Below are 16143 nucleotides of genomic sequence, written 5' to 3' on the forward strand. Positions count from 1 at the left end.
TGCTTTTAAATATGCAAAAAGGGCTGTATAATGAAAAAGAAATAATAATTTTTATGATATTATCTGTAATCCTAAAATAATATGCTTTAATAAATATATCAAAGAATTACTAGTGGGGGAATTTAAAATCCGGTGCTTGAGATAATAAGTTGCAGCAGAAGAACGGATATTCCGACTTTTTATTATGAATGGCTTCAGGAATGTCTGAAAAATGAATACGTAATGGTAAAAAATCCATACAATAAATCCACATACATGGTGGATTTATCTTATGAAAAGGTGCATTCAATTTGCCTGTGGTCAAAATCCTTTGCTAATGTACTTAAAGATCCTAAATATTTGTCGCTGTATAATCTGTATTTTCAGTTTACAATCACAGGGTATTCGAAGTTTTTGGAACCAAATGTTGTTGACACAAATGAGGCAGTCAGCCAGATGGAACAATTGGCACGAAAGTACTCACCACAGCAAATTAATTGGAGATTTGACCCTATTATTTTTAGTTTAAAAGGAGAAAAAGAACCGACACCCGATAACTTTGAAAGGGCAAGGCTAAAAGTGTTTGAGACTTTATGCAAAGATATTTCTTCCTTTGGGGTAAACCGCTGTACCATAAGCTTTCTTTGCTTGTATAAAAAGGTGGAGCAAAGAATGAAAAAAGCCAATTTTACTTATTTTCCTCCTTCACAGCAAAAGCAAATTGAATTTGTAAGCCAATTGGTTGAGATTGCTGATAAATATGGAGTTAATATTTATACATGTAGCAGTCCTCTTATTGAAGGAGTACCTGGGGTGAAGAAGAGCCATTGTATAGACGGAGCTTACCTTGAAGAATTATTCGGAAAAAGGGCCTCTCGGGCAAAAGACGCAGGACAAAGAAAAGAATGCGGATGCACTAGGTCAAAAGATATTGGAGGCTATGATGATCAAAGTTGCGGGCATGGGTGCATATATTGCTATGCGAGGAATTCGTAAGGGTGTAGGCAAACTAATGTTTTATTACAGGGAGAGAGGCTTATTATGAATATAAAATATACATAAGTCGGTTTTATTATTGAAAATAGTGGAGATAGGGTTAAGCTTCAGATAATAGTATATGGCCAAAATATACATTGTCAATTATATGCTGATGTTTCAGCCGAATTTTACGGAGAAAACGAGGAGCTACTTAGTGATATGGTGAAAAGTGTTGGAATTGTAGAATGTTGGAATTTACGCAAGATAATTTCCAGCCACAGAAACAATGATATAACTTGATTTGTTTACATTTTATTATTAAAAGAGGAATTTTGCTTTTGATTATAGAATAATTCTATTAAAGCACGGAATAATTAACTACAAAACATTTCATAAGGGGTTATTTGAATATGAAGGAGAGCAATCTTAATTTAATTAAAGTAGTGTTTCCGGATGATAGTGAAAAGGAAGTATTTGAAGGAATATCTTTGCAGGAATTGAGTGAAGAATGCAAAAAAGAATATAAATCAGCCATTGTAGCAGCAAAGGTAAACAATGATATAAAGGAATTGAGCTATCATCTTTATGAAAGCTGTCGGGTGGAGTTTATCGATCTGACAGACGAGGATGGGATGAGAATATATAAAAGGAGTCTCAGCTTTATTCTTATTAAGGCTGTAAATGACCTTTTTCCTGATAGAAAGGTTGTAATATGTCATTCCATCAGCAAGGGGATTTACTGTGAGGTTAAAGGCGACACTCCTCTTACTGTTGAAGAAGTAAGTATGATAAAGAACAGGATGATGGAACTTGTAGATTTGAAGATTCCTTTCATAAAGAAGATAATCTCACTTGATGAAGCGAGGGAGTTTTTCAGAAAAATCGGAAGGATGGATAGATTCCGTTTCATAGAACACAGAAAAAAGCCCTATGTGACTTTGTACGAATGCGATGGGTTTGAAGATTATTTTTATGGATATATGGTACCCCATACGGGTTATTTAGATAAGTTCGATTTGAAATATTATTATCCCGGGCTAATATTAATGCATCCCGCAAAAACCAATCCCGACACAATACCGGAGTTCAAAGAGCAGAAGAAGCTTTTCAGTATATTTTCGGAGTACAAGAAATGGGGAAAAATACTTGGTGTCGAAGATGTTGGGGCGCTGAATGATATTGTCAAGGAAGGCAAAATAAATGAGCTTATACGAGTTGCAGAAGCCTTGCATGAGAAGAAGATTGCCCAGATTGCGGATAAGATAGCCTTTAATGAGAATAAGAAAAAGGTTGTCTTAATTGCCGGTCCGTCTTCGTCGGGAAAGACCACCTTTGCCCATAGACTTTCAATACAGCTCAAGGTAAATGGTTTGAGACCTGTTACCATATCCTTGGATGATTACTTCGTCAATAGAGAACTTACCCCCAAGGATGAAAACGGAGAGTATGACTTTGAGGCTATTGAGGCTATTGATATTAAGCTTTTCAATCAGCAGCTTGCGGAGCTGATAGCAGGACAGGAAGTTGATGTTCCGATTTTCAATTTCCCCAATGGCTGCAGAGAAAGCTTTTGTAGAAAACTCAAAATTGATGATGACCAGATAATCGTAATTGAGGGTATACACGGACTGAATGAAAGACTGACAGCTTCGATTGCAAAGGAGAGCAAATTTAAGATATATGTGAGTGCACTTACATCGATGAATATTGATGAGCATAATCGTATACCTACTACGGATACCAGAATCATTAGAAGAATCGTGCGGGACTTCCAGTTCCGAGGTTGCAGTGCAGCCAACACTATAAACCGTTGGCCTTCTGTAAGAAGAGGTGAGGAAAGAAATATATTCCCATTCCAAGAAGAGGCGGATGTAATGTTTAATTCATCGCTTATGTTTGAATTGGGTGTTTTAAAAACGCATGCTGAGCCGCTGTTAAGGGAGATAGACTCTTCTGAGCCTGAATACTCCGAGGCAAGAAGGTTGATTGAATTCTTAAGTAATTTCTTGCCGATTGAGTCAAAGGAGATTCCAGCCAACTCAATAATCCGGGAGTTTATTGGTGGAAGCTGCTTTTATCATTAACTAGCAAGATGACGGAACAATATAAAGTAATTTTGGGTAATATAAAATGTAAAGGTTAAGGTGTATGTATGAAGGCGAGAGATATTTTGAGTGTTCTGGATGCGGAGATTTTGACAGGGGACGAAAATCTTGATATGGAGTTTTATGCAGCCTGTGGCTCGGATCTTATGAGCGATGTTATGGCATACGTTAAGGAAAATGTGGTTTTGTTGACAGGGCTTGTAAATCCTCAAGTGATTAGGACGGCAGAAATGATGGATATAAAGCTAATAGTTTTTATTAGAGGAAAAAGGCCTGAAGAGAAGATTGTAGAAATGGCGAGAGAAAAAGGAATAGCAGTCATGACCACAAATCATCCGATGTTTATTGCGTGTGGTAAGTTATATAGCGCAGGTATAACAGAAAGAGGTGTTTGGGATTGACTTATGGTATAATAAGGAAAGACTTTGTTATACCTGCAAATGATTTTACGATTGCTGGAGAAGCATCGAGTTGCGTTAAAAAAATGCTTATACAGCTTGGTGTTGATCCGCAGAAAGTAAAAAAGACAGCCATATCCATGTATGAGGCCGAAATAAACGCTGTTATTCATGCCAATGGCGGAATAGCAGAGGTTGAAATTGATAGGAATAAAATCCTTATACGCATTAAGGATGATGGGCCGGGAATACCTGATTTGGAGCTGGCTATGCAGGAAGGATATACAACTGCTCCGGATAGTATCCGTGAGATGGGATTTGGTGCCGGAATGGGATTGCCAAATATGAGAAGATATGCTGATAAGCTTGAAATAAGGACGGAGGTTGGAAAGGGAACTATTGTTGAGATTACCGTGTTTTTGACGGACAATTAGGCCTAAAGAGGACCATTAACGTGTTTGGGGGGATAACATGAGTCCGTACTTTCACTCAGTCACTTTAGATGAGGTTAAATGCAAAGGTTGTACCAACTGCATAAAAAGGTGCCCCACAGAAGCAATCAGAGTGAGGAAGAGCAAGGCCAGGATCATTAATGAAAGGTGCATAGATTGTGGAGAGTGCATAAGGGTTTGCCCTTATCATGCCAAAAAGGCTATTACCGACTCTATTGACATGATAAATGACTATAAATACAGGGTTGCCATACCGGCTCCATCTCTCTATGGACAGCTGAAGTCAGCACAGTCAAGAGACCATATCCTCACAGCACTTAAAATGTGCGGTTTTGACCACGTTTTTGAAGTTGCAAGGGCAGCCGAGATTATTACTAATGAGACAATAAAGATGCTTGAGGATAGAAAATTCCCCGGGCCTCTTATATCTTCTGCATGTCCTGCTGTTGTGAGACTTATACAGGTGAGATTTCCAAACCTTATCGATAATATATTAAAGCTTAAATCACCTATGGAGGTTGCGGCAAAGATTGCAAAGGATGAAGTATCCCGAGACAAGAAAATTCGCCGGGAAGATATCGGCGTATTTTTTATTACTCCTTGTGCTGCAAAGGTGACCAGCATAAAAGCTCCTTTTGATAAGGAAAAATCCTTTGTGGACGGGGCAATTTCAATTGTGGATATTTACTTAAGAATACTCTCTGCATTGGGAAAAATTGAGAAAGCCGAAAAGCTTGGAAGTGCCAGTTATGTTGGAGTGCGATGGGCGAATTCCGGAGGAGAGAGCACAGCCCTTGGAACGGACAAATTCCTTGCAGTTGATGGAATTCACAATGTAATTGCAATTTTAGAGGAAATAGAGAACGAAAAGTTGGAAGATATAGATTTTGTCGAGGCTCTGGCATGTCAGGGTGGATGTCTTGGAGGGCCTCTTACCGTGGAGAATATGTATGTTGCCAAGACAGTAATAAAGAAGTTTATTGATGAAGCAAAGGAAAAGAAATTTGAAACGACTTCAAATGAAAACTACCATTATGATTTGGTATGGACGGGAAAGGTTGAGTACATGCCTATCATGAAGCTTGACAAGGATTTTGACAAGGCGATGAAGAAACTTGAGACTCTTCATGACATAAACAGTGGTTTGCCTGGGCTGGATTGTGGTGCATGTGGTGCTCCAAGCTGTCGGGCCCTTGCCGAAGATATAGTAAGGGGCAATGCCAATGAGACGGACTGTATTTTTAAACTGAGGGAAAAAGTAAGAAACCTTGCAGTTCAGATGATGGAGCTGGAAGAAAAGATGCCTCCCGTACTTGATAGAGATGAAGCTTCCGAGATCAAATCAAAGAAAAGGGGAGATATTGATGAAGGTTAGAGAGTTTGCAGAGCAATTGAACATGGAAATATTGACCGGCCAAAAAGGTCTGGAAAAAGATGTGATGGGTATGTATATCTGCGACCTGTTAAGCTGGGTAATGTCCCATGCCTCCAAAGGAGATGCATGGATTACTGTGCATACTCATGTTAATATTGTGGCGGTTGCTCTATTGGTTGATATACCGTGCATCATTATTCCGGAGGGGATTGTAGTGGAGGAGGCAACCTTGAACAAAGCTTCAGAAGAGGATATTGCAATATTAAGAACATCTAAAACTGCCTATCAAATAGCTTATGAAGCAGGAAAATTGCTATGAAAGTATATACAGACCTGCATATTCATTCTGCATTATCCCCCTGCTCGGATAATGAAATGACACCCAACAACATTGTTAATATGGCCTTCCTCAAGCAGCTTGATATCATTGCAGTCACCGATCACAACACGGCGGAGAACTGTGTTGCGGTGGTTGAGTGTGCAAAAAAAAGAGGAGTTGTTGCAGTTCCCGGTATGGAACTTGAGACAAGGGAAGAGGTTCACCTCCTATGCCTTTTTCCCGGTATTAATGAAGCTCTTTGTATGCAGGAGATAGTGTATAATGCGCTTCCGGATATCAAAAACCGGAAGGAAATATTTGGGGAGCAAATTGTTTTGGATGAGCAGGACAATGTTTTAAGGCAGGTGGATAGACTTCTTTTGACTGCAACAAGCCTTAGTGTTGACGATGCATTAGCCCATGTTGAGGCGTTGGGCGGTGTTGTAATTCCTGCCCACATAGACCGCGATTCTTATAGTATTACTTCAAATCTTGGAGTAATTCCGGATAATCCTGAAATAAAATATCTGGAAATCTCAAAGCTGTGTGACAAATCAAAATACCTTGACAATAATTCATATCTTAGCAGATTTAATTTTATCATGTCTTCTGACGCCCATTCATTAGGAGATATACTGGAGAGAGAAAACACCATTGAACTTGATGAAGTGAGTATTGAGTGCCTTATTGAGACGTTAAGAAAGTGACAAGGTGTAAATATGTCATATACTATATATGACCCTTCATGGGAATACTGTATACAATTCTGTATCGTAATTTTATCTCTTGAGTTTTCCTGGAATCCTTGAAAATAAAAGCTTCTAGAACTTCTAAGAAGCTATAAAAAATCTAAATGTATTACTAAAATGTATTGAATAATGTGTAAATATCTGATATAATTAAGGCGATATTGTTAAAATGTTAACATGCATTTTGGAAAAGAAATCAAACGTCTGGTTAGGGGGTTATTGAAGAAATGAGCGCAAATAATTGCTGCTGCTGCGGCGGAGTAGACTCTAGAGATCAAAAGCTGCAGGAAATAATCGAGAAATACAAGAATACAGAGGGGGCACTTGTTCCTGTACTTCATGAAGCACAGGAAGTGTACGGTTATCTGCCCTTGGAGGTTCAGAAAAAAATAGCTGAAGGGCTTAATGTACCTTTGGCAGAGGTTTACGGTGTTGTAACATTCTATACCCAGTTTTCCTTAAATCCAAAAGGAAAATATAAAATCCAGGTTTGCATGGGTACTGCATGTTATGTAAAGGGTTCCGGAGCTATTTTGGAAAAGTTCAAAGAAAAGCTGGGGCTTGATGTAGGAGGATGCACCAGTGACGGGAAGTTCTCTCTGGAGGCATGCAGATGTATAGGAGCCTGTGGATTGGCCCCGGTAATAACGATTAATGATGATGTATACGGCAGACTTGTACCAGATGACATAGAAGGAATACTTGAAAAGTATAAGGAATAATGAGAGACTTATCTTTACATTTGATGGATATAATACAGAACGCAATAACTGCCAAGGCAAGTAAGATTAGCATTCTAATATGTGCTGACAGAGAGTCGGACCTTTTAGAGATAGCAGTAAAGGACAACGGGATAGGAATGGAAAGCGACTTTCTAAAAGATGTTGCCAATCCTTTTGCCACCACAAGGGACACCAGACGAATCGGACTGGGAATTCCGCTTTTTGAAGCTTCTGCAAATAGGGCTTCGGGTGAACTTAAGGTTACTTCCAAGAAGTTCGTTGGTACTGAGGTAAAGGCGAATTTTAAGCTATCGCATATAGACCGACTTCCGTTGGGAGACTTGGGTCAGACTATGGAAGGTATTATTCTTGCATGGCCTGATATTGAATATGATCTTACTCTTGACAATAAAAATGTGAGGTTTAACTTCAATTCCACTGATATTAAGAAGAGGCTCGGAGAGGTTCCGATAACTCAGTTTGAAGTGATAAAGTGGATTGGTGAATATGTAAATGATGGTGTAAAGACTATTTTTGGAGGGATATTATATGAAATCCTTAGCTGAATTAGAAGAAATAAGAAAAAAGACTCTTGATCAAATAAATTTGAGAACTAATAGTCAGGATATGAGAGTAGTTGTAGGTATGGCTACATGTGGTATCGCTGCCGGGGCAAGACCGGTTATGAATGCCTTTGTTGAAGAATTAAGCAAAAGGAATTTAAGCAATGTAGCAGTTACAATGACTGGATGTATTGGGATTTGCAAGCTTGAACCTGTTGTTGAGATAATTGACAAGGACGGCGGCAAGGTAACATATGTAAAAATGACCCCCGAAAAGGTTGCTCGTGTTGTTGCCGAGCACATAGTTAATGGAAGGGTTTGTGCTGAATATACCATCGGGGAAGCAGATAAATAGTTACTTTTTATTTTTGTTAAGGAGGGTTATAAATGCAATTATATAGAGCGCATGTTCTGGTTTGTGGGGGTACGGGCTGTACTTCATCAAACTCCAACAAAATAATAAGTGAGTTGGAAGCACAGATTGCCCAAAGTGGAATCCAGAACGAAGTAAAAGTTGTAAGAACCGGATGCTTTGGACTCTGTGCGGAAGGTCCAATTATAGTGGTTTATCCTGAAGGTTCAATGTATACAATGGTCAAAGTTGAAGATGTAAAAGAAATAGTTGAGGAGCATCTTGTAAAAGGAAGGATTGTAAAAAGACTTCTTCCCGGTGGCACGGGCAAGGATGAAAATGCTTCAGTTGAGCAAAATGACTTTTTTGCAAAACAACACAGAATTGCGTTAAGGAATTGTGGTGTTATAAATCCTGAGAGCATTGACGAGTATATTGCTTTTGACGGATATAAAGCATTGGGTAAAGTATTGACCCAAATGACTCCAAAGGATGTTGTTGATACTATTAAAAGCTCCGGCTTAAGAGGAAGAGGGGGCGGAGGTTTCCCAACAGGACTTAAGTGGGAGTTTGCCATGAAGCAGGAGGCAGACCAGAAATATGTATGCTGTAACGCCGACGAGGGAGACCCTGGTGCATTTATGGACAGAAGTGTTCTTGAAGGAGACCCTCATTCTGTAATTGAAGCTATGGCGATTGCAGGTTATGCTATAGGCTCAAATCAGGGATTTGTTTATATAAGAGCCGAATATCCGATTGCTGTTAAGAGGCTTAGTATTGCCATACAGCAGGCAAAAGAGTATGGAATACTTGGTAATAACATATTTGGAACAGACTTTAATTTTGATCTTGAGATAAGGCTTGGTGCCGGAGCTTTTGTATGCGGTGAGGAAACTGCTCTTATGACATCTATAGAAGGACATAGAGGAGAACCAAGACCAAGGCCGCCATTCCCTGCAGTAAAAGGTTTATGGCAAAAGCCGACCATATTGAATAATGTTGAGACCTATGCAAACATCCCTCAGATTATTCTAAATGGTGCAGAATGGTTTACAAGCATTGGTACTGAAAAGAGTAAAGGTACTAAGGTATTTGCTGTAGGAGGTAAAATCAATAATACAGGTTTGGTTGAAATTCCTATGGGTACAACCTTAAGAGAGGTTATCTATGATATTGGAGGAGGAATACCAAACGGTAAGAAATTTAAAGCTGCACAGACCGGAGGTCCTTCCGGAGGATGTATTCCTGCAAGCCATATTGACACACCGATTGATTATGACTCATTAATCCAATTGGGTTCAATGATGGGTTCAGGTGGACTTATTGTTATGGACGAAGATACCTGTATGGTTGATATTGCAAAGTTCTTCCTCGAGTTTACTGTTGACGAGTCATGCGGAAAGTGTCCGCCATGCCGTATAGGAACAAAGAGAATGTATGAAATTCTTGAAAGAATTACTGAAGGTAAAGGTGAAGAGGGAGATATTGAAAAGCTGGAGACACTGGCAAAGAATATAAAGGCATCAGCTTTGTGCGGATTAGGCCAGACAGCTCCAAATCCTGTTCTCAGCACATTAAGGTACTTCAAGGACGAATATATTGAACATGTAAGGGATAAGAAGTGTAGTGCAGGAGTATGTAAGTCATTGATGCACTTTGAAATAGATGCAGAAAAGTGTAAATGCTGCGGAATATGTGCAAAGCAGTGCCCTGTTGGAGCAATAAGCGGTGAAAAGAAGGTTCCGTATGTTATAGATCAAAACAAATGTATTAAGTGTGGCGTTTGTGTGGAAAAATGTCCATTCAAGGTCATATCTAAGAAAGCCTAAAGGAAGGAGAGGTTAAGACATGCAAATGGTAAATATTACTATAGATAACTGCAAGGTACAGGTACCGGCCAATTATACCGTGCTGGAAGCTGCAAGACAGGCTAATATAGACATACCTACACTTTGCTTCCTCAAAGATATAAATGAAGTAGGTGCCTGTCGTATGTGCGTTGTAGAAATAAAAGGTGCCAGAAGCCTTCAGGCAGCCTGTGTATATCCTGTAGCCGAAGGACTTGAAATATACACGCAGACACCTGCGGTAAGGGAAGCCAGGAAGGTGACCTTGGAGCTTATACTGTCAAACCATGAGAAGAAATGTTTGACCTGTGTAAGAAGTGAAAACTGTGAACTGCAGAAACTAGCTAAGGATTTGAATATAAAGGATATCAGATTTGAAGGTGAAATGAGTGATTTGCCTGTAGATGATTTTTCTCCTTCTATCGTAAGAGATCCAAACAAGTGCGTTTTGTGCAGACGCTGTGTCAGCATGTGTAAGAGTATTCAGAGTGTAGGAGCTATTGATGTTACCGAGAGAGGATTTCGTACCACTGTATCGACGGCCTTTAATAAGCCTCTCAATGAAGTACCCTGCGTAAACTGTGGACAGTGTATTAATGTATGTCCTGTGGGAGCATTGAGGGAAAAGGAAGATATCGATAAGGTTTGGGATGCTCTTGCAAATCCGGAGCTTCATGTATTGGTTCAGACAGCTCCTGCAGTTAGAGTTGCATTGGGAGAAGAATTTGGAATGCCTATTGGCTCAAGAGTGACTGGAAAGATGGTATCAGCATTAAGTCGACTGGGCTTTGACAAGGTATTTGATACCGATACGGCTGCTGACCTGACAATAATGGAAGAAGGTACTGAGCTTATAAACAGGATTAAAAACGGCGGCAAGTTGCCTTTGATAACATCCTGCAGCCCCGGATGGATAAAGTTCTGTGAGCATAATTATCCTGAGTTTTTGGATAATCTATCCAGTTGTAAATCACCTCATGAAATGTTTGGTGCAGTTTTGAAATCCTATTATGCACAGAAAAATGGAATTGATCCTTCAAAGGTATTTGTTGTATCCATAATGCCTTGTACAGCGAAGAAGTTTGAAGCTCAAAGACCGGAGCTCTCTTCAACAGGCTATGCCGATGTGGATGTTGTTCTTACAACAAGGGAGCTGGCAAGAATGATAAAGGAAGCTGGTATTGACTTTAATGCACTTCCGGAAAAACAGTTTGATGATCCGATGGGTGAGGCATCTGGAGCCGGTGTTATCTTTGGAGCAACCGGAGGAGTTATGGAAGCGGCTATCAGGACTGTTAGCGAAGTATTGAGCGGGAAGTCTGCAGACAATATTGAGTATAACGATGTAAGGGGTCTTGAGGGCATAAAAGAGGCAACTATAGAAGTGGGAGGACTTACTCTTAAGGCTGCTGTTGCTCACGGCTTAGGCAATGCCAAAAAGCTTCTTGACAAAATAAAGGCTGGAGATGCAGATTATCATTTTATTGAGATAATGGCATGCCCAGGTGGTTGTGTAAACGGCGGAGGACAGCCTATACAGCCATCTCAGATAAGAAGCTGGACAGATTTGAGAAGTGAAAGGGCAAAGGCAATTTACGAAGAAGATAAGGCAATGCCTATAAGAAAATCCCATGAGAATCCAAAGATAAAGATGCTGTATGATGAATACTTTGGAGAGCCTGGAGGCCACAAGGCTCATGAGCTCTTGCATACTCATTATACGAAGAGGGAAAACTACCCTGAAGAATAAGTTAAATAAGTGTTATAACGGGGGTCAGGTATATAAAGCCTGACCCTTTTGTAAAATGTTTTATAGGAAGGGGTGTCACTTAATAATTTTTCTGGAGGAAATCAGTTTGGACATAGGAATAAACAAGAAACTCAAAGAAATATATGATCTTATGTTTGAAAGAAACGGATCTAGAAACTGGTGGCCGGCTGATACCAAGTTTGAGGTTATAATTGGAGCGATATTGACTCAATTTGTTTCATGGAAGAATGTTGAGATTGCAATACAAAATCTCGAAAGGGAGAATTTACTCAGTATAGAAGGTATCTGCAATGTAGAAACTGAAAAACTGGAGGAACTTATAAGGTCCACAAGGTTTTATAAACAGAAAGCAAGAAAACTAAAAGAGTTCTGCAGCTTTGTCGAGGAAAAATACAATGCCGATTTGGACAGCTTCCTTGGCAGAGATATCTATGGGCTCAGAAAAGAGTTGCTTTCATTATATGGTATAGGTGAAGAAACAGCTGACAGTATTATTCTATACGCTGCCGAAAAGCCTATATTTGTGGTGGATGCGTATACCAGAAGGATTTTCAGTAGACTGGGCTATTTTAATGAGGACATAACCTACGGGGAAATGCAGAAGTTCTTTATGGAGAATCTGGAGCATGATACAAAGCTGTTTAATGATTTTCATGCCCAGATAGACGCAGTAGGAGGGAAGTACTGCAATGGAAAAAAACCGGATTGTGCGGGATGTCCCTTGGAAAGCGTATGTAGGAAATGCGGTCTTGATTATTAAAAATAGTGAACTTGTTCCTAGAATAAAAGATAAAATTGCATTAAAGAGGTAGAATAATGGCAAAGCAACAGTGGAAACCATCAACTATACTAAATCCGGTTCCGGCTGTTATGGTAAGCTGTTCCGATAGGGAAGGAAAGCCCAATATAATTACCATCGCCTGGGCTGGAACAATTAATTCGAAACCTCCTATGGTTTCAATATCCATAAGGAAAGAGCGGTATTCATATAATTTAATAAAAGAAAAGAAGCAATTTGTTATAAATCTTACAACCAGAAAACTGGCCTTTGCCGCTGACTTTTGCGGTGTAAAGTCCGGCAGGGACGTTGATAAGTTTGAAGCTATGAAGCTTACTCCGGAAAAGGCGTCGGTAGTGGATGTACCAATGATAAAGGAGAGCCCTTTGAATATTGAATGCACAGTGAAGGATATAATTGAATTGGGATCTCACGATATGTTTATTGCACAGGTTGAAGCTATAAATGTGGATGAGGCTATTGTTGATAAAAAGGGAAAACTATGTATGGAGAAGGCAGATCTTATATGCTATTCTCATGGTGAATACTGGTCTTTGGAAAAATCCTTAGGGTATTTTGGATATTCGATAACCAAAAGAAAAGTTTTAAGAAGGAGCACAAATAAAAAAGGCAGGTAGGGATTTAAATCCTTATCTGCCTTTAAAATATTTAAGCTCTCTATAAATATTAGATTCTTGCTACTCCAGTCTTTCTTGCAGCTTCAGCAACTGCTGCAGCTACTGTGCTTCCGACTCTTGGATCAAATGGAAGCGGAAGAATGAAATCAGGATTGAGCTCTTCATCACTGACTAAGGAAGCTATTGCTTTTGCAGCTGCTATCTTCATCTCGTCATTGATATCGCTTGCTCTTACATCAAGAGCACCTCTGAATATTCCCGGGAAGGCAAGAACATTGTTTATCTGGTTCGGGAAGTCGGATCTTCCGGTACCTATTACCTTTGCTCCTGCTTCTCTTGCTTCATCCGGCATTATTTCCGGTGTAGGATTTGACATTGCGAATATAATCGGATCCTTTGCCATGGATTTTACCATTTCCTTTGTAACTGTTCCAGGAACAGAGAGACCAAGGAATACGTCAGCACCTTTGATTACATCTTCAAGAGTTCCCTTTTTCTTCTGGAGATTTGAGATTTTTGCCATAAGAGCCTTTTCGCCGTTCAAGTTATCTCTGCCTTCATAAATTGCACCTTTGGTATCGCAGAGGATAACATTTTTAAGACCCATACTCATAAGAAGTCTTGTAACAGCTATGCCGGCAGCACCGGAACCATTTACAACAACTTCTATATCTTTGATGTCTTTATTAACAATCTTTAATGCATTGAGCATTGCTGCAACCGAAACAACAGCTGTACCATGCTGGTCATCATGGAAGATCGGAATATCACATTCTGCCTTAAGTCTTCTTTCGATTTCGAAGCATCTTGGAGCAGATATATCTTCAAGGTTTACACCACCAAAGCTTCCAGCAAGAAGCTTAACTGTGTTTACAATTTCGTCTACATCCTTTGATCTTATGCAAAGTGGGAATGCGTCAACATCACCAAACTTCTTGAAGAGTACGCATTTACCTTCCATTACAGGCATTCCAGCCTCAGGACCTATGTCTCCGAGACCCAAAACTGCTGTTCCGTCAGTAACTACTGCTACAAGGTTCCAACGTCTTGTATATTCATAAGAAAGATTAACATCCTTTTGAATTGCAAGACATGGTTCTGCTACACCTGGTGTATAAGCAAGGGACAAATCCTCTTTGCTTCCAACAGGTACTTTGTTTATAACTTCAATTTTGCCCTTCCATTCGCCGTGAAGTCTTAATGATTCCTTTCTGTAGTCCATTTAATTCTACCTCCAAATTATATTTATTAAATATCTACGGATATTCATTCACAATTACAGATTTTTTACTTCGTTCAATACACTCTTAACCTGGTTCGCTGAAAATCTTAAAGCATCTTCTTCTTCAGGAGTCAGGTTTAATTGGAGAACCTCCTGGACACCCTCGGAATTAACGATAGATGGAAGGCTAATTACAACATCATCTATTCCATACATACCGTTTATAACAGTTCCCACAGTTCTTATTGTATTCTGATTCTTAAGAAGCGTTTCAACTATTGTATTAACTGCAACTGCGATACCATAGTATGTTGCACCTTTGTTCTTAATAATAGTTGCACCGGCTGTTTTAACACCTTCAGCGATTATTGCCTTATCTTCTTCTCTTAAATTGCTCTTTGGATCATTAAAATATTCGTTGATGTTTTTACCGGCAATATGTGTACCACTCCACAAAGGAAGCTGTGAATCACCATGTTCACCGATAATATAACCATGTACGTTTTTAGCATCAACATTTAATTTTTCACTTAACAAGTATCTAAATCTAATACTGTCAAGTACAGTACCCGAGCTTATAACTTTGCCGACAGGAAGGCCAGACCACTTTTGAACCATATAAGTAATAATATCAACAGGGTTGGATACTACAAGTATTACACCATGGTTGTAATGCTTCATAATGTTTTGAGTCAATTCTTTAGCAATTAAAACGTTTTTCTTTGCAAGATCAAGACGGGTTTCACCGGGCTTTCTGTTGGCTCCAGCTGTAACTACTATAACATCACAGTCTTTGATGTCGGAATAGTCACCGGCATATAAAGACATTTGTCCCATAAATGGAAGACCGTGGTTTATATCCATAGCTTCACCTATAGATTTTTCCTTGAAGACATCAATCAAAACCAGTTCATTTGCAGTCTGCTGCAAAGCCATTGTGAAGGCTGCGGACGCACCCACAAAACCAGTACCAATAATTGCAACCTTAGATTTACTTTTTACCATTTGCATACCATTCCTTTCAATTGCCCAATATATAACGAATTAGTTCGTTTGTTGATTTGAGCTTATTTAAATTTTAACTGTGGAGTAAGTCCACAAAAATTAGCATCGATCATATATATGTGTTCAATGAGATAATGAAAATTTGCAATCTAAGACGTATAAAATTGTAAGTGTCGAATCTATGTAACAAATTTTCCCCCATTTTAAATTGTCTTATTAAACACATTGATAACATTTTAACATTATTTTATATCGCCGTCCATAACTGAAAAAGGGAAATGCATTACTTTATAAAATCAAATTTTCAAGTTATCAAGAAATTATGACTGTTTTCTCCGTGGGATGCAAGATTTCGCGATATTTCATGCATTTATATGTTTTTTTTGAAAACTGCCATCAACATGGGCAATTTCCTTAGTAGACCGTATTAGACTTTTTTTCACAAACTATATATAATAAATAATATATAAGAAAATTGTGATGTTTCTAATACTGGCATTTCTATTCTATTTCAGGAGGTGTTCCATATGGTTAAATACTTGAAAAGAGTGGAGGAATTGATGAAGGAGGCTCTTTCTGGCAATGACAGTTCTAACTGGGAGGATTTAGCCAACTATTATAAGTCGCACATTGAATTTTTGCAGCATGAGCGCCAGATACATTTGTTGGTAACACTGTTCTTTGGGTTGTTCTTTCTTATGTCTGTTCTTGCGGCGGCCATTTCGGAAAAGCTTGAAATATTAGTTGTTGCCTTTCTTTTTTTAGTTCTTTTGATACCTTATATTGCTCATTATTATAAACTGGAGAATGGAGTTCAAAGATTATATGAGCTTTATAGCAGAATTAATGAAAAATACAGCAGTAAAAACAAGACCGCCTGAGTCTCTGCC

The 16143-nt window shown here is 39.0% G+C and carries 17 protein-coding genes; 15 read left to right on the forward strand and 2 right to left on the reverse strand.

Annotation, left to right across the window (positions count from 1 at the left end):
* Positions 1 to 132 precede the first annotated feature (132 nt).
* The 14 genes from EFD62_RS06475 to EFD62_RS06540 all read left to right on the forward strand — a co-directional run bounded on the left by EFD62_RS06475 (position 133) and on the right by EFD62_RS06540 (position 13026).
* Positions 133 to 975 carry a DUF1848 domain-containing protein gene (locus EFD62_RS06475; protein ID WP_069194139.1) on the forward strand — a complete coding sequence of 281 codons (843 nt, stop codon included), beginning with the start codon at positions 133 to 135 and terminating at the stop codon, positions 973 to 975.
* A gap of 392 nt (positions 976 to 1367) precedes the next feature.
* On the forward strand, positions 1368 to 3041 hold the full coding sequence (locus EFD62_RS06480; RefSeq protein ID WP_069194138.1) for a nucleoside kinase: 1674 nt from the start codon (positions 1368 to 1370) through the stop codon (positions 3039 to 3041).
* A gap of 68 nt (positions 3042 to 3109) precedes the next feature.
* A complete protein-coding gene (locus tag EFD62_RS06485) occupies positions 3110 to 3463 on the forward strand; it encodes a DRTGG domain-containing protein (protein ID WP_069194137.1) in 354 nt (117 codons plus the stop codon).
* Complete coding sequence (locus EFD62_RS06490) at positions 3460 to 3894, forward strand: ATP-binding protein (protein ID WP_069194136.1); 435 nt, start codon at positions 3460 to 3462, stop codon at positions 3892 to 3894. Before EFD62_RS06485 ends, EFD62_RS06490 begins: the two co-directional genes overlap by 4 nt.
* Before the next feature lie 37 nt (positions 3895 to 3931).
* Entirely contained in the window at positions 3932 to 5287 is a 1356-nt protein-coding gene (locus EFD62_RS06495) for a [Fe-Fe] hydrogenase large subunit C-terminal domain-containing protein (protein ID WP_069194135.1), read from the forward strand.
* A complete protein-coding gene (locus tag EFD62_RS06500) occupies positions 5277 to 5606 on the forward strand; it encodes a DRTGG domain-containing protein (RefSeq protein ID WP_069194134.1) in 330 nt (109 codons plus the stop codon). Before EFD62_RS06495 ends, EFD62_RS06500 begins: the two co-directional genes overlap by 11 nt.
* Positions 5603 to 6313 carry a PHP domain-containing protein gene (locus EFD62_RS06505; RefSeq protein WP_128705879.1) on the forward strand — a complete coding sequence of 237 codons (711 nt, stop codon included), beginning with the start codon at positions 5603 to 5605 and terminating at the stop codon, positions 6311 to 6313. The genes EFD62_RS06500 and EFD62_RS06505 overlap by 4 nt, the downstream gene beginning before the upstream one ends.
* A 269-nt stretch (positions 6314 to 6582) precedes the next feature.
* Positions 6583 to 7077, forward strand: coding sequence for an NADH-quinone oxidoreductase subunit NuoE (gene nuoE, locus EFD62_RS06510; RefSeq protein WP_069194132.1), 495 nt, complete (start codon positions 6583 to 6585; stop codon positions 7075 to 7077).
* Between the two features lie 23 nt (positions 7078 to 7100).
* Positions 7101 to 7643 carry an ATP-binding protein gene (locus EFD62_RS06515; protein ID WP_235832587.1) on the forward strand — a complete coding sequence of 181 codons (543 nt, stop codon included), beginning with the start codon at positions 7101 to 7103 and terminating at the stop codon, positions 7641 to 7643.
* Positions 7627 to 7995, forward strand: a complete 369-nt coding sequence (locus tag EFD62_RS06520; RefSeq protein ID WP_069194130.1) for a (2Fe-2S) ferredoxin domain-containing protein — start codon at positions 7627 to 7629, stop codon at positions 7993 to 7995. Before EFD62_RS06515 ends, EFD62_RS06520 begins: the two co-directional genes overlap by 17 nt.
* A gap of 32 nt (positions 7996 to 8027) precedes the next feature.
* Complete coding sequence (gene nuoF, locus EFD62_RS06525) at positions 8028 to 9821, forward strand: NADH-quinone oxidoreductase subunit NuoF (RefSeq protein ID WP_069194129.1); 1794 nt, start codon at positions 8028 to 8030, stop codon at positions 9819 to 9821.
* Positions 9822 to 9840: 19 nt separating this feature from the next.
* Positions 9841 to 11589: an NADH-dependent [FeFe] hydrogenase, group A6 gene (locus tag EFD62_RS06530; protein ID WP_069194128.1), complete on the forward strand. Its 1749-nt coding sequence runs from the start codon at positions 9841 to 9843 to the stop codon at positions 11587 to 11589.
* A 106-nt stretch (positions 11590 to 11695) separates the two neighbouring features.
* Complete coding sequence (locus tag EFD62_RS06535; RefSeq protein ID WP_235832583.1) at positions 11696 to 12370, forward strand: endonuclease III domain-containing protein; 675 nt, start codon at positions 11696 to 11698, stop codon at positions 12368 to 12370.
* A 56-nt stretch (positions 12371 to 12426) separates the two neighbouring features.
* Complete coding sequence (locus EFD62_RS06540; protein WP_069194127.1) at positions 12427 to 13026, forward strand: flavin reductase family protein; 600 nt, start codon at positions 12427 to 12429, stop codon at positions 13024 to 13026.
* A gap of 49 nt (positions 13027 to 13075) precedes the next feature.
* On the opposite strand, the gene EFD62_RS06545 is transcribed toward EFD62_RS06540, so the two are convergent.
* Complete coding sequence (locus EFD62_RS06545) at positions 13076 to 14248, reverse strand: NAD(P)-dependent malic enzyme (RefSeq protein ID WP_069194126.1); 1173 nt, start codon at positions 14246 to 14248, stop codon at positions 13076 to 13078.
* Positions 14249 to 14302: 54 nt separating this feature from the next.
* Positions 14303 to 15259, reverse strand: coding sequence for an L-lactate dehydrogenase (locus EFD62_RS06550; RefSeq protein ID WP_069194125.1), 957 nt, complete (start codon positions 15257 to 15259; stop codon positions 14303 to 14305).
* 521 nt (positions 15260 to 15780) lie between these two features.
* Here EFD62_RS06550 and EFD62_RS06555 point away from each other — a divergent pair.
* Positions 15781 to 16134, forward strand: coding sequence for a hypothetical protein (locus EFD62_RS06555; RefSeq protein ID WP_069194124.1), 354 nt, complete (start codon positions 15781 to 15783; stop codon positions 16132 to 16134).
* Positions 16135 to 16143: the final 9 nt, after the last annotated feature.

Origin of the sequence: Acetivibrio mesophilus, from assembly GCF_004102745.1 — a bacterium.
Classification (GTDB): Bacteria; Bacillota; Clostridia; order Acetivibrionales; family Acetivibrionaceae; genus Hungateiclostridium; species Hungateiclostridium mesophilum.